The sequence below is a fragment of the Peribacillus sp. NPDC076916 genome, from assembly GCF_050269675.1.
Lineage (GTDB): Bacteria > Bacillota > Bacilli > Bacillales > DSM-1321 > Peribacillus > Peribacillus aracenensis.
Genome location: NZ_JBNNIU010000004.1, coordinates 335,028 through 347,733, shown reverse-complemented (window position 1 = coordinate 347,733; position 12,706 = coordinate 335,028). Strand labels below are relative to the sequence as shown.

The following is a 12,706-nucleotide window of genomic DNA, read 5'->3' as shown; positions in this document are numbered from 1 at the left end:
ATATAAGGAGTGGACTGGATGAGAATCTTGCATTTAAACGCTGGTAATGAAACTGGCGGCGGAATGTTTCATATTATGTCCTTACTGAACCAATTGAATAAAGAGGAATGTTTGCTTGGTGTATTTGAAGAAGGTGAACTTTACCGGCGGGCCATGTCTTCCGGGATACAAACCGAACTTTTCAAGCAACAATCCAAATATGACCTTTCAATTTTGAAACCTTTACGGGACTTTATCCGTCTAAATAATATAGACATCATCCATACACATGGTCCGCGGGCGAATATATATGGTGCCTTTATAAAGCGCCTCATCAAATGCCCTTGGCTTCTTACTGTTCACAGTTCACCTCATCATGACTTTTTAGGGCAGGGCGTAAAAGGGAAATTATTTACAGGTCTTCATGTAAGGTCATTTCAATATGCCGATCATATACTGGCAGTTTCCGACCGCTTTAAGCAAGACTTGATTGATCAAGGAATCCATTCTTCAAAAATAACCAAGATCCTAAACGGAATTGACTTTGAAAAGGAGTTGCCTTTCCCGCTTCAAAGAGAAGATTTCGGGTTTGGGAAGGATGATTTCATCGTCATCATGCCTGCAAGGCTTGAACCGGTGAAAGGTCATGAATTTGCTTTAGCGGCATTAAGTGAAGTGGTATCGGAATTCCCGAATGTAAAGCTGTTGCTTGCAGGGGACGGGAGCAGGAGATCTGCTCTGGAAGAGATGGTCTCGGAAAAGGGATTATCCGATCATGTGCACTTTTTAGGGTATCGTGAAGATTTAGAACGAATCTACCCGTTGGGGGACATCACATTATTGACTTCCTTAAGCGAAAGCTTTCCACTCGTTTTACTTGAAGGAGCAAGATCGGGTCTTCCGGCAATCACTAGTGATGTCGGCGGTGTACAGGAATTGATTCCCGATCGGAGCAAGGGCTGGATAACGGATATCGGCAATGTTGAACAGCTGAAATTGGCCATCTGCAATGCCATGGAATTAAAAAAATCCGGAGACCTGACAAAGATAGGGTCGGATTTACAAAAATTTGCAAAAAACAACTTTTCTATAGAGATTTTAGCCAATAACGTATATAATGTTTATTTGAGGATGAAAAATTAAAATAAGCATTTATATATAGGTTTTCTTATAGATCGTAACGGGTATTAGATTTTTAGTTGAATTGAGGTGGTTCTTGATGTTAATAGGGGCCTTGTTGGTAGCCTTTTTATTATCCATTTTTTTGACTCCTTTTGTCGGAAAGCTGGCCTTTAAATTAGGAGCTACCGATAAACCGAATGAGCGAAAAGTGCATAGTAAAATTATGCCGCGCATGGGCGGTTTAGCTATATTTTTGAGTTTTTGCATTACCTTCTTGCTCTTCTTGCCTTTCATGGATGATTTTGGGGAGCAGCTGCCCCTTCTGGTGGGAGCCCTTGTCATCATATTGATCGGGATGGCTGATGATATTTTTGAATTAAGAGCTGCACCCAAATTCCTGGGCCAGGTTTTGGCTGCCCTCATTATCGTATTATGGGGCGGTCTTGAAGTGAAATTCATCAATTTGCCGTTCTTTACCGATACACTTGAATTTGGTGTTTTCAGTATACCGATCACCATTTTGTGGATCGTCAGCATCATTAATGCAATCAACCTAATAGATGGACTGGATGGTCTTGCAGGCGGTGTCTCAACGATCGCATTAGTGACAATCGCAACCATGGCCCTTATTAAAGGGGACCTATTTGTTGCCATGGTCGCATTGATCGTGATTGGAAGCACTCTTGGCTTCTTGAAATATAACTTCCATCCGGCAAAGATTTTCATGGGAGATACAGGTGCCTTATTCTTAGGTTACATTATTGCCGTTCTGTCCCTTCTAGGGTTTAAAAACGTAACGATGATTTCCTTGATCGTACCGATCATCATTTTGGGTGTTCCCATTTCGGATACATTTTTCGCGATTATCCGCAGGGTCGTCAATAAACAGCCGATTTCGGCTGCTGATAAATCACATTTACATCACTGTTTGATAAACTTGGGATTCACCCATAAGCAAACTGTCTTACTCATTTATGCTTTAGCTGCTTGCTTTGGTTTAGCGGCCATAATCTTTTCATTTGCCACGATGTGGGGGGCTTTGATCCTTGTAACGGGACTTCTGCTGATCATAGAGATTTTTGTGGAGAAAATTGGTTTGGTCCATTCAAACTATCAGCCGTTGCTCAAGATGCTCAACTTTAAAAACAAGCCATGACCGTTTTGGAAATAGATTACTAGATTAGCTAATATAAATAAAAGCCACCAATCGTTTAAAGAAACGGTTGGTGGCTTTTTTTGCTGTATTGAAGGCTGTCTGCTAAGCATGTCATTTCATATAAGTTAAGCTAAAAAGGAAACCCCCACTCATGACGAGTGGGGGTCTCACGTTATTCTTGTATTTGTGATTGAACTGCTTCAGTTTGATTGCCTTCATTCGGTCTCAGGTTCAAGTGGGATTGAAGCAACAGCTTAGTGTTCGCTACTGATGTATCGTTCAGCTGATAATAATAGGTTCCGTTAATGGTAGAATCCTGACCTTCGAGTTTGATGGTTTCAAGATTGAGTCCTTTATCGGTAGTTACATATTTTATGAAACCTCTCATTTGTGAGAATTGAAGGTTCGTTGTCATATTGTCACCGACAGCTTCCATTACATCTGTATATTTCGTCAGTGATCCGGCAGAGGTTGCTTTGGCAATGATGGCCCTTAGGACTTCCTGCTGACGTTCACCGCGTTGGATATCACTATCCTTTTTACGTGTCCGTGCAAACGCTAATGCTTCCTCACCATCAACGGTCTGTAATCCTTCTTCAAGATGGATGGCATTCTTTTTGTCATGTGAATCGATTTCATTTATTTCATAAGGTACATCTACTTCGATACCATCCAATGAGTCTACGACATCGATGAAAGCGTTAAAGTTCATGCGAACATAATAATCGACAGGGATATCGAATAACTCCTCTACGGTGTCCATCGTCGCCTTTGGTCCGCCGGCTGCGTGGGCCGCGTTGATTTTCGTGGTTACGCCTTTGGCTGGCACGTACACATAGGAATCACGTGGAATGCTTAATAGTTTTATAGATTTTTGATCTTTATTGAATGTAGCCAGAATTAAAGCATCCGAGCGGGAATTTCCTTTTAAGTCACGGTCCTTACTATCATCGATCCCTATGAAAAGGATAGAGAAATTATCTTCGAGCGGGTCGATCGCTGCATTTCGCTTTGCTGATGCTTCCACAGGGTCATAAGAATCACTGAATACGTTCTGGGCTTTCATATACAGGGTCGCAGCATACGTAGAAGCTCCCAGACCAAGTACCAGCAGGGGAACAAGCAACAACCAAAGCCTCTTTCGCCTTTTTTTCTTAGTTTTTTTAATTTTATAAACACGCCTAGTAGTAGACATCTTTTTCTTCTCCTTTTAAATAACGAATATCAGACATATATCGCTATTTTTCGAATCCTACAGTTTATATTTCGTCATATATCACACCTAATTTTACAATGATTTAATAATTTCGTAAAATAAATATTTCTTTTCAATTATATTACAGCATAAAAAAGGAAAAATATGCAGTAGTTTATCAGGCGAATTCCTCTTCCAGATAAATCATTTCTTCCTCAGTGATATGGCCTTGACCATTTGTCAGCTCTGTAATCCATGCGGTATATGTCTCTTTTTGTGTTTCCTCGACATATACAAGGATATTGACCTGATCAAGGTACTGAATTTCCTTTATTTGATAAATGGAAGATCGCAATTCGTTTTCCAATTTCCCAAGCCAGGTATATTCGACGGTTGTCGAAATGACCCGCATTAGTTTTCTTACGACCACACCAGTGGTATTTATTCCTTCTGAAGTCGCTTTGCTGTAAGCGCGAATGAGACCGCCAGCACCAAGTTTGATGCCGCCAAAATATCGTGTGACAACAACAGCGGTGTCTTTCAGTTCTTTTTTCTTAAGTACTTCCAGGATAGGGACGCCTGCTGTTCCGCTAGGTTCCCCATCGTCGAGGGCTTTTTGGATTTGATTTTGTTCCCCGATCATATAAGCGGAACAATTATGTGTAGCATCTTTGTGCTTTTTCTTGATTTCCTGGATAAAGGCCTGTGCGGCATCTTCGGTTTCAACTCGGGCGATGTGGGAAATAAAACGGGATTTTTCAATGATGATTTCATGTTCGCCGCGACCTGCCACCGTTAAATATTGAGTGAGCATTACTATTCCACCTTCGAACTTCCTATTAGTTGATTTATTATAAGGCTTTGCGGAAAAAGTGGCAATGACGATTCATTTACATACCGCATGTGTAAAGAAACTTTAATATAAGAAAAAGCTGTACGTGTTATAATTAATTTCATTGCCTGTTATTGTTATTAGCTGGTCATATATTCTTAAAAGAATAACATTTTAGGAAAAACATGAGTTCTTTGCCATTATCCTGGCTTTGCTTTAACGCGTCCTCTCATTTCATGGATTTTGCCATTTAATAAATGCATCTATTTCATAAGATAATCAATGGAGCAGAATATCCCATTTGATTGAAAAGGATATTTTGTATTAGGATAATAGAAACAGCTTTCTGCCTTTAATAGGAAGACTTAATGGCCGGGAATATGAGATGTATAGTAAAAAGGTACATTTTAGGAAATCATAAAAGGGAATTAAAGTATTTTTAATCTTTTTTTGGTACAATATGTTCATGAAGGTTACTTCATACAAAAGTTTCCTGAAATTTAGCCATTCATGAAAAAGGAAAAGAACTTTTTTCCATATACATAGTCTTTAAGACAATAAATTGTTTAAGTCTTTTGATTTAAGTGGAGGGATCTTAATGTCCATAAAAAAGGTTGATGCTAAAGCATTGGACAAGATCTTAGAAACAATGGTGAGCACTGTTAGTGAGAGTAAGGATGAGGTCTTTGATATCGGCGAACAATGCCGAAAGGATTTCGAGTCATTATCAAAAGAGCTTGATGATGTGAAAATCAGGGTTGCCATTGTGATAACCGACAGCGATGCATTGGATTCGAAAGCCAGGTTTGCTCGAAAAAGGCTTTCAGAAGTCAGTATGCACTTCAACCATTTTTCTGAAGAACAGGTGCGCGATGCTTATGAAAGGGCACATAAGCTGCAAGTCGATTTACAAATTAACCGGCAATTGGAGAAAGAGCTCCGTAATCGCCGGGATGAGCTTGAGTTAAGGTTAAGGGGTCTTCAGCAGACGATCGATAAAGCGGTGCATCTCGTTTCGCAAATATCGGTAGTGCAGAATTATTTGACACAGGATCTTAAATTTGTGGGGGAAGCCCTTCAAGAAGCGAAACGCAAACAGGACTTCGGCCTGAAAATAATCGAAGCCCAGGAGCAGGAACGTAAAAAGCTCTCACGAGAAATTCATGATGGTCCTGCGCAAATGCTGGCAAACGTCATGATGCGCTCAGACTTGATAGAACGAGTGCAGCGGGAGAGAGGCCCTGATGAAGCGTTAGTGGAAATCCGCAGTTTAAAGGTCATGGTAAGGAATGCTTTATATGAAGTGCGCAGGATCATTTATGACCTTCGCCCTATGGCGCTTGATGATTTAGGCCTTGTACCTACCCTCAGAAAGTACCTGCAAACGACCGAAGACTATAATAATGGCGTGAACCTGAATTTCGTCAACCTTGGACAGGTCAAAAGGCTTCCTTCCGATATGGAGGTCGCATTATTCAGGCTGGTCCAAGAGGCTGTACAAAATTCATTGAAGCATGCGGACCCCAAACAGATTCAAGTTAAACTGTCCATTTCCAAGGAGATGGTAACCGTCGTCGTCAAAGATGATGGAAAGGGGTTTGACTCTTCGATTCAAAAAGAAGGTTCATTTGGCTTGGTAGGAATGAGGGAAAGGGTCGAGCTGCTGGAGGGTGAAATGACGATCGATTCACAACCGGGGGCAGGCACTTTGGTATTTATACAAGTTCCCTACCATGATAAATTATAGAGAATAGACATATTAAATAGAAACTAGGAGGAAGAAGCCGTTGAAGACTAGTATCATCATTATCGATGACCATCAGCTTTTCCGTGAAGGCGTAAAGCGCATATTAGATTTTGAATCATCCTTTGATGTTGTTGCCGAGGGTGATGACGGAAGCGAAGCGATGGACCTCGTTGAAACACATAAACCTGATGTTGTTATCATGGATATCAACATGCCGACCATGAATGGGGTCGAAGCCACAAAAATGCTCGTGAACCGTTACCCTGAAACAAAAGTCATCATCCTTTCCATTCATGATGATGAAAACTACGTGCAGCATGCATTGAAAACAGGAGCACAAGGTTATCTTTTGAAAGAAATGGACGCAGATGCGTTGATTGATGCTGTGCGTGTAGTCGCTGAAGGCGGCTCATACCTTCATCCGAAGGTGACTCATAATTTAGTTAAAGAATATCGCCGCTTAGCAGCTGAAGAGGGTGCTGATCGTGATTCCGTACATACGATAGAAATCAGGAGGCCGCTTCACCTATTGACTCGACGCGAATGTGAAGTGCTTCAACTTTTAGCGGACGGGAAAAGCAACCGGGCTATCGGAGAAACTCTATATATCAGTGAAAAGACAGTCAAGAACCATGTGAGTAACATTCTACAGAAGATGAATGTGAATGACCGTACACAAGCGGTTGTCCTAGCTATTAAAAATGGCTGGGTGGAAGTGAAGTAATTAAAGCGTTCGATAAGTCCGACTCTTCAGATACCGCAATGCGTGCTGAAGGGCCGGATTTTTTTGGGTGGATAACTGATTCATATTCTTGGTTTCATAATGCAGAAAGCTATTAATGCAAATAAAGGTATTTTCAGATAGAATGGTGAATATGATACAGAGTAAATTTTTATAAGGATGGTACTATTATGAAAACCGCAGTCGTAACAGATAGCACTGCATATATACCTAAGGAAATACGTGATCGTTTACATATACATATGATGCCGCTTAATGTCATTTTTTCCAATGAAGCTTACCGGGAGGAAGTTGATATAACTGCGGATGAGTTTTATCAGGAAGTAAAGATGCAGGAGAAATTGCCGACCACTTCACAGCCGCCAATCGGGAAGTTTGTCGAGAAGTTCGAGGAACTGCAAAAAGAATATGATGATGTTATTTCCATTCATTTATCGAGCGGCATCAGCGGAACGTATCAAGGAGCGGTATCTGCAGGTGAAATGGTGGAAGGGATTAGGGTTCATGCCTTTGATTCGGAAATCAGCTGCATGGTACAGGGGTTTTACGTGATCGAGGCGGCAAAGATGGCACTTGATGGTAAAGGTGCAGAAGAAATCATGGCAAGGCTCGAAGAAATGAAACCATCGGTAAGGGCGTACTTCATGGCAGATGACCTATCCCATCTGCAGCGCGGCGGACGCTTAAGCAGTGCCCAAGCATTGATTGGCAGCCTGCTTCAAGTGAAGCCTGTCCTGCATTTTGTTGATAAAGTCATCGTCCCGTTCGAAAAAATCCGTACAAGAAAAAAAGCGATGAAACGGATTGCCGATTTACTTGGGGAAGACGCGGCAATCGGCGAGAGGTATAAAGCCGTCATCATTCATGCAAAAAGGGAAAGTGAAGCTAAAGACTGGAAAGCCGAACTTGAAGCCCGGTTCCCAAATGTCGAGTTCGACATCAGCTACTTCGGTCCGGTAATCGGAACGCATCTGGGAGAAGGTTCAATGGGGATGGGCTGGTATAAAATTTAAGCTGTGACGCCTTTACTAAGTGAAAGGCGTTTTTTCATGGAGTAAAAAGCGACTGATAAGGAGGATTGTAATTTATCCGGAAATGGAGTTGCAATTTGGATTGTGTACAAGCATATCCCGAAAGTATACAGAACTACTAATTATTGGTATAGTGTTTAAGTGCGATGGTGCTTAAGTACTATATTTTAAAAGGTCTTCTTCATGGGTTAACGTAAGTGATTTTTATGCCTTCTGGAGTAAAACTCAGTCTACAAAAAGTAGTACTAGTAAATCTACACTAATTAGTTTGCAGATGAAGGGGATGTAATTCAGTTTAAGAAAAAGCATAAAACAAGATACTCTCACTCTATTTTTGTTTATGAAAAATCTAATAGCACCCTATATTTATCAGGCCACACAGATAATTATCTTAAAAGGAACTTCAAAAACATGAGTCCTGATTGGATTAAGTATCGTGTTATAAAATTTTTAATAGGTGGTGAAATGTTTGAAGAAAAAAAATATCTTAATTGTCGTATTATTATTTTTTATGATATTGGTAGGGCTTTATTGGTATAGTTCTTCAGGAAAAATATCGGGAAAGTCTGAAAATAATATGTGGAAAGCAACATACAAAAAAAATAGAGATCCTAGTGAAGTTTATGGATGGGTAGCTTCTATTAAGCAGAGTAACAAGAATAAAGATGCAGTCGTTAAAAAAATTATTTTTCAGGAAGAGGATAAAGTCTTAGCTGAGGTAACCGACTTTGCTCCTGGTAAAAGCGAGGATGGTGTAGTCCACAAGATTAACCCTTTAGACTACCCTGACTTTTACCAAGCAGATGCTCCTAAAAAGGGATTAACCTATAAAATTTCCGTAACGTGGGAAAAAAATAACAAACAACACACGGATACATTTACTCTCGATTAGTTTTAAAGAAAGTGCAGGCTAATTCCTGCTCTATTTATAGTTTTATTTTCTAAATCATTGACTGTCCACTCACAGCACCCTAATCGGAAAGGAAAAGTAATGGCTTTAAGGGTTGGTTCCCAAATGTCGAGTTCGACATCAGCTACTTCGGTTCAGTAATCGGAACGCATCTGGGAGAAGGTTCAATGGGGATGGGCTGGTATAAAATTTAAGCTGTGACGCCTTTACTAAGTGAAAGGCGTTTTTTCATGGAGCAAAAAGGAATTCGGGAGTAAAAAGCGAATGATAAGGGGGAGTGTAATTTATTAAGAAAAGGAGGTTGCAATTTGGTAAACATGAGCATTTCCCCCCCTTATTCCCTGGAACTTCAGAACCATCTCACCGGAAAACACCTTTTGGCCTTCGAAATCCCCTTCTCCCAAGAAATCCTCGCAGAGCACCTCAAGAATGGGTATGTCTCGGAAACTTGCGGCGTACAATCGGGGAACGGCAGTTATAACTGTGTACGCTGCGGTAACAAAGATCAAACGTTGTTTTATACATTCCCTTGCAAGATTTGCAAGCAAGATTGCACCTACTGCCGCTCATGCGTCATGATGGGACGGGTCAGTGAATGTGCAAAGCTTTATAGGTGGACCGGGCCCTGCATTCAGTTTGCGATTCCTGACAATGTGATGAGGTGGGCAGGCACTTTATCGGCAGGTCAACAGAATGCCTCCGACTGTGTCGTTGAAGCCGTGAACGGAAAAGATGAATTCCTGGTATGGGCCGTATGAATAGCCGGGAATGAATACATAAAAAAATGACTAATTAAAAACGCCAATCAATTATGACGTTGTCACCATCTAAATGAATTTCTTTTATATATGTTTGTACTATTGCTTGTTTATCCTTAAATTCTAAATCCTCAAAATCACTTTGGATATTCTCTAAAATTTCATCAGTGATTATTTGTGTATCCTCGAAAGTGGACCTTTGATTCTGAATTAATTTTTCTTTTTCAGCATTCAACTTGCTCATTTGTTTTTCCAGTAGGTCATTATTGATTAATTCATTTGTGTATAATTCGATTACTCTTTCCATTTTTTTATCTGTATCTTTTATTAGTTTTTCGTAGTTAATCGTTTGCTCTTTCTTTTGAGCCTTCGACTTTTTAATTGAAATATTTTTTAATTCACTAATCACTATTGATTCTAATTTAGATCTATTCCAAATTTTATTTTTACACTTCTCGTCGTACTCGGAAGGAAATCTTCTTGCTTTGCAAATGTAGTAATAATACTTTTGGGGATTTTTCTTCGAAATGCTCGTTGAATACGATACAAAAAGTTCATTACAACATTGACAACGTAATAGCCCGGATAAAAGGCTCATTTTAGCCTTATGAGCGTTGTGCCCTTTATGGCGTTGTAATAGTGCCTGTACGCGTTCAAATTGTTCAGGGTTAATAATGGGTTGGTGTTGACCTTTATAAAGCTTACCAGCGAAGCTAACCATGCCTATGTATAAAGTATTAGCTAAGATGTCTCTATATCTTCTGAATCTCCATACCGCATGACCTTCCTCTTTCAAACTTTGTTGCATCTTTGTGATTGAATGATACTGCTCATATAAATCAAAGGCTCTTTGGATATGCTTGGCCTCTTCATCCTTAATTATCAAGAACCCATTTTCCCTTGAGTATCCTGCTGGGTCATAATCTCCACCCATTGAACCCAATCCATTTTCAGCGCGCTTTATGTGTCCCATCCTCATTCTTTCAGCAATCGTTTCACGTTCTAATTGTGCAAATACAGATAGTATTCCAATCATGGCTTTTCCGAATGGAGTAGAAGTATCTAAAGTTTCTGTTATGGATACAAAATCAACTTTGTTTTTTAGAAAATGTTCTTCAATTAATTCGAGTGTGTTTTTTTGTGATCTAGACAATCGGTCTAATTTATAAACAAGTACTACATCTATGTTTTTTAAATCCTTAATCATTCTCTGTAGGTCGGGACGGTCTAACGTTGAACCTGAATATCCACCATCAATATAGATATTGTAAATATCCCAGCCTTTAGCTTTACAAAATGCCTCTAAACGTTCCTTTTGTACTTCAATGCTGTAATTTTCGACTTGCTCCCGTGTACTAACGCGAATATATAGGGCCGCCTTAGTCATAATAATCACCTTTCAAATTAGAATTTAATATCTAATGGAGCCATGTACCAAACTAACTTTCCTTTGATGTGAATAGGATTAAATTCTTGTTCCTTATGATCGTAATATTGTGTTATGTGTTTTTCATTAAAGCTTTCTGGTTCTAAGGTGATTCCATTTTTAAACTTAAAGAACCTTTTTAAAGTTGCATCATATCCATTAACAGCAACTGCAGCAATATCCCCGTTATTTACTTCTAAGGTAGGATCAATCAAAACTAAAGCATCAGGAGGTACAATTTTATTCATACTATCTCCATTTACCTTTACTAAGAAAGCGTGAGGATATTTATCAGCAACTTCTGAAGGAACATTAACCCATTCTTGAACTTGAATCATTTCAAGTGGAAGACCAGCTGCAATAGAACCTAATAATGGCATTGGTTTTGAAAAGCCTTCAACTTTAGGTTGTTTTAAAGGATTAATTGGATTAACTTTCGTTTCCTTATCTTCAATAATATCGCTTTTCAAAATACCAAAGTGATCAGCTATTTTTTGAATAGCACCCATTCGAGGGTCTTTTATTCCATTCTCCCAAGTAGATACAGCTTTATCCGATACCCCAGCAATTTCAGCTAGATCTTTTTGGGAAAGATTATGTATTTCTCTTAGCTTTTTTATGTTTTTACCAATACTCAATTTATTTCCCTCCGGTCGGTCTCTTTATAAAATTAATATTACCCCAAAAGTAGAATTAATTCAATATAATAACGAAAAAAATCTACTTTTAGTATAGTTAGTGAAAAATAAGTAGATTATATAGATAAAAATTACTAGAATAGCGTTGACAATCTACTAAAAGTAGAATAACATGTGATTGTGAAGGTTAAAAAGCGAGGTGATAACCATGATTCTCACACTGAAACAAGCCAGATTAATAAAAGGTTTTACACAACGCGAAATAGCTAAAAAGCTTGGTGTTCATGTTCAAACTTACAGTAAAATGGAAAAAAATCCTGATGAAGTTACAATCAAGGAAGCAAAGAAGATTTGTGACATTTTAGATTTAAGTTATGATTTTATTTTTTTTAATGTAGATTCTACTTTAAGTAGATAAATCAAGGTAGGTTCTACCTATTAAAGTAGAGGGAGGTGGTCAGATGAGGATTAAGGAGGATTTAATTGTGACTAGTATATCTCTAGGGGGATATGAAGTTCCTGTTCCTATAGGGCTGTCTGAACTACTTAATAGAGCCGGTGCGTGGAAGTATATAGCACCTGGCTCAACCCAAAAAGAAAACCCTTTAGAAAATTATGATCGAACTGTTGTTAAGGAAAATGGACATTACCGAACATATTTGACCTACAAAAAGCCATTAGAAAAAAGTGAAGAAAATAAGAAGGTTTCTTAAGGGGGATATCTCATTGGGCGAATTCATGGTTTACGGTTTGATAGCTTTACTCATGTTTTTAGGCGGCTGTATGTGTGGAAGTTCATTGACTTCAGGGCGATTGAAGGGAGGTGAGAAAGTTGAAAATCAGATCCAAGGAATGGTTAGCAATGACTGAAGCAGACCGTTACATGGAAATTTATCGGGCATATGTAAAAAGCCAAAAATAATAAGGGAGGTGAAGCAAATGGGAAGAACGATCAAGTCTTTTGAAGTAATCGCTGAAGCAACTACTCCTTTTATTTATACCTTTGAGGTTGGTAAGGAATTCGGTGGACAAGCTGTGGATGACATTATCGAACATGATGGAGTGTTCAAATTGTTTAATCGCCATGATGAACTTATCACTGAAATTAATTTGCCTGTAGTTAGTGTGAATTACGAATATCCATTCGCAGCAGTCAATTAAGGAGGTGAT

Annotated in this window: 16 protein-coding genes and 1 pseudogene; 13 read left to right on the top strand and 4 right to left on the bottom strand. The window is 39.1% G+C overall.

What is annotated here, in order from left to right:
* Window positions 1-18: 18 nt before the first annotated feature.
* Entirely contained in the window at window positions 19-1,122 is a 1,104-nt protein-coding gene (locus ACQKFG_RS15465; RefSeq protein WP_427560386.1) for a glycosyltransferase family 4 protein, read from the top strand.
* Between the two features lie 76 nt (window positions 1,123-1,198).
* Window positions 1,199-2,257 carry a glycosyltransferase family 4 protein gene (locus ACQKFG_RS15460; RefSeq protein ID WP_427560384.1) on the top strand — a complete coding sequence of 353 codons (1,059 nt, stop codon included), beginning with the start codon at window positions 1,199-1,201 and terminating at the stop codon, window positions 2,255-2,257.
* A 172-nt stretch (window positions 2,258-2,429) separates the two neighbouring features.
* Here ACQKFG_RS15460 and ACQKFG_RS15455 read toward each other — a convergent pair whose 3' ends face one another.
* On the bottom strand, window positions 2,430-3,452 hold the full coding sequence (locus tag ACQKFG_RS15455; protein ID WP_192207180.1) for an LCP family protein: 1,023 nt from the start codon (window positions 3,450-3,452) through the stop codon (window positions 2,430-2,432).
* A gap of 178 nt (window positions 3,453-3,630) precedes the next feature.
* Window positions 3,631-4,266 (bottom strand): YigZ family protein, encoded by a 636-nt coding sequence (locus ACQKFG_RS15450; RefSeq protein WP_192207178.1) that lies wholly within the window; start codon window positions 4,264-4,266, stop codon window positions 3,631-3,633.
* A 616-nt stretch (window positions 4,267-4,882) separates the two neighbouring features.
* Between ACQKFG_RS15450 and ACQKFG_RS15445 the strand changes: the two genes are divergently transcribed.
* From ACQKFG_RS15445 to ACQKFG_RS15415, 7 genes and pseudogenes are all read left to right on the top strand, one after another.
* Window positions 4,883-6,031: a sensor histidine kinase gene (locus ACQKFG_RS15445; protein WP_192207176.1), complete on the top strand. Its 1,149-nt coding sequence runs from the start codon at window positions 4,883-4,885 to the stop codon at window positions 6,029-6,031.
* 40 nt (window positions 6,032-6,071) lie between these two features.
* The gene (locus tag ACQKFG_RS15440; RefSeq protein WP_076368292.1) at window positions 6,072-6,755 is read left to right on the top strand and encodes a response regulator; all 684 of its coding nucleotides are present in this window, start codon (window positions 6,072-6,074) and stop codon (window positions 6,753-6,755) included.
* A 188-nt stretch (window positions 6,756-6,943) separates the two neighbouring features.
* A complete protein-coding gene (locus ACQKFG_RS15435) occupies window positions 6,944-7,786 on the top strand; it encodes a DegV family protein (RefSeq protein ID WP_427560378.1) in 843 nt (280 codons plus the stop codon).
* 306 nt (window positions 7,787-8,092) lie between these two features.
* Complete coding sequence (locus tag ACQKFG_RS15430) at window positions 8,093-8,344, top strand: hypothetical protein (protein ID WP_427560808.1); 252 nt, start codon at window positions 8,093-8,095, stop codon at window positions 8,342-8,344.
* Window positions 8,274-8,696 carry a DUF4944 domain-containing protein gene (locus ACQKFG_RS15425; RefSeq protein WP_427560375.1) on the top strand — a complete coding sequence of 141 codons (423 nt, stop codon included), beginning with the start codon at window positions 8,274-8,276 and terminating at the stop codon, window positions 8,694-8,696. Before ACQKFG_RS15430 ends, ACQKFG_RS15425 begins: the two co-directional genes overlap by 71 nt.
* A gap of 116 nt (window positions 8,697-8,812) precedes the next feature.
* Window positions 8,813-8,908, top strand: a pseudogene (locus ACQKFG_RS15420) (DegV family protein); the annotation flags it as partial.
* Window positions 8,909-9,022: 114 nt separating this feature from the next.
* The gene (locus tag ACQKFG_RS15415) at window positions 9,023-9,472 is read left to right on the top strand and encodes a hypothetical protein (protein WP_427560372.1); all 450 of its coding nucleotides are present in this window, start codon (window positions 9,023-9,025) and stop codon (window positions 9,470-9,472) included.
* A gap of 34 nt (window positions 9,473-9,506) precedes the next feature.
* Here ACQKFG_RS15415 and ACQKFG_RS15410 read toward each other — a convergent pair whose 3' ends face one another.
* Both ACQKFG_RS15410 and ACQKFG_RS15405 read right to left on the bottom strand, forming a co-directional pair.
* On the bottom strand, window positions 9,507-10,859 hold the full coding sequence (locus tag ACQKFG_RS15410; RefSeq protein WP_427560369.1) for a recombinase family protein: 1,353 nt from the start codon (window positions 10,857-10,859) through the stop codon (window positions 9,507-9,509).
* A 17-nt stretch (window positions 10,860-10,876) separates the two neighbouring features.
* Window positions 10,877-11,536, bottom strand: coding sequence for a LexA family protein (locus tag ACQKFG_RS15405; protein ID WP_427560366.1), 660 nt, complete (start codon window positions 11,534-11,536; stop codon window positions 10,877-10,879).
* Window positions 11,537-11,744: 208 nt separating this feature from the next.
* Between ACQKFG_RS15405 and ACQKFG_RS15400 the strand changes: the two genes are divergently transcribed.
* The 4 genes from ACQKFG_RS15400 (at window position 11,745) to ACQKFG_RS15385 (ending at window position 12,697) form a co-directional block, all read left to right on the top strand.
* Window positions 11,745-11,954 carry a helix-turn-helix transcriptional regulator gene (locus tag ACQKFG_RS15400; RefSeq protein ID WP_427560363.1) on the top strand — a complete coding sequence of 70 codons (210 nt, stop codon included), beginning with the start codon at window positions 11,745-11,747 and terminating at the stop codon, window positions 11,952-11,954.
* A gap of 43 nt (window positions 11,955-11,997) precedes the next feature.
* Window positions 11,998-12,249: a hypothetical protein gene (locus ACQKFG_RS15395; protein ID WP_427560360.1), complete on the top strand. Its 252-nt coding sequence runs from the start codon at window positions 11,998-12,000 to the stop codon at window positions 12,247-12,249.
* A gap of 13 nt (window positions 12,250-12,262) precedes the next feature.
* Window positions 12,263-12,406: a hypothetical protein gene (locus ACQKFG_RS15390; RefSeq protein WP_427560358.1), complete on the top strand. Its 144-nt coding sequence runs from the start codon at window positions 12,263-12,265 to the stop codon at window positions 12,404-12,406.
* Window positions 12,407-12,475: 69 nt separating this feature from the next.
* Complete coding sequence (locus ACQKFG_RS15385) at window positions 12,476-12,697, top strand: hypothetical protein (protein ID WP_427560355.1); 222 nt, start codon at window positions 12,476-12,478, stop codon at window positions 12,695-12,697.
* The last annotated feature ends 9 nt before the right edge of the window (window positions 12,698-12,706 follow it).